General features: G+C 62.2%; 1 protein-coding gene. It reads left to right on the forward strand.

The window, feature by feature from the left end; all coding sequences use genetic code 11:
* Positions 1 to 47: 47 nt before the first annotated feature.
* Entirely contained in the window at positions 48 to 1,274 is a 1,227-nt protein-coding gene (locus CXY70_RS00015; RefSeq protein ID WP_146065996.1) for an IS30 family transposase, read from the forward strand.
* Positions 1,275 to 1,306 lie beyond the last annotated feature (32 nt).

Below are 1,306 nucleotides of genomic sequence, written 5' to 3' on the forward strand. Positions count from 1 at the left end.
GGGCGTTTTCCAGCCAACGTCGCAACACCTAACGTTTAGGAATAGCGATGAAAGACAATTCAAGAACCCGGAAAAAAGGCACCGGCGCGCTGCCGATGGCCGAGACACGTGTTGAATATGCTCGGCTCATGAGGCAAGGAATCAGTAACGCCGAGGCGTGTCGCACACTAAAAATTAATCGGCGAACGGGGATGCGCTGGCGCCACGGTCGGACCGTGAAAAAAGCGCACGGCCGCGAGACGACCTACGCCCCAATCTCCCGGATCGCCCCCACCGTAATCTCGCCGCGGTTCCTGTCCGAGGACGAGCGGGTGCACATCGCCGACGCGCTGCACGCCGGCACGTCCCTGCGCCAGATCGCAGCAGCGCTGGGGCGAAGCCCCTCCACCATCAGCCGTGAAGTGCGCCGCAATCAAGCCCCGCGCGCCAAGCGATACGTTCCCCGAGCTGCTCAAACGTTTGCCGACGCGGCACGTAAACGCCCTCGACAAAGCAAGATCGCCACGAGTACGCCATTGCGCGACGCGATCCAGAAGATGCTGAAGGAACAGTGGAGCCCGCGACAGATCAGCTACCAATTGAGCGTCGACTTCCCCGGCCAGCCGGCCATGAACGTCGTCCACGAGAGCATCTACCAGGCCCTGTACTCGCCGCAGAACCACGGGCTAACCCGGGAAATGACGCGTCACCTGCGCACCGGGCGACGTGGACGCCTACCCCGCCGCAGCACCACCGCGAGGCGTTCACGCTTCTCGGGGCCGCTCCTGAGTGAACGACCCGCCGAAGTCGACGACCGCATCATCCCCGGTCATTGGGAAGGGGACCTAGTCTGCGGGGCGTTCAACCGCTCGGCCATTGCCACGCTCGTGGAACGCACCAGCGGCTTCCTCATGCTCGTGCACCTCAACGGCAAGCACGACGCAGCAACTGTCCGCGAACGGGTCGGCACGGCGATGTCCGCCCTACCAGCGCACCTCAGGAAAACGCTGACCTGGGATCAAGGATCGGAGATGGCCGAGTACCGGCAGTTCCAGGAAGAAACGACGATCCCCGTCTACTTCTGCGACGCACATTCACCGTGGCAACGAGGCTCCAATGAGAACACCAACGGACTCATTCGCCAGTACTTCCCTAAGGGCACCAACCTGAACCTCCACAGCCCCGAACGCTTGGCTGAGGTCGCCGCCAAGATCAACGCTCGCCCCCGCGAATCGCGCAATTGGGAGCCATCGCAAACGCACTTCGATAGGCTCAAAGAACTAGCCCACATTTGATCGTGTGTTGCGACGATGGCTAGAAAACGCCC

The organism is Cryobacterium sp. Y82, from assembly GCF_002929495.1.
Lineage (GTDB): Bacteria > Actinomycetota > Actinomycetes > Actinomycetales > Microbacteriaceae > Cryobacterium > Cryobacterium serini.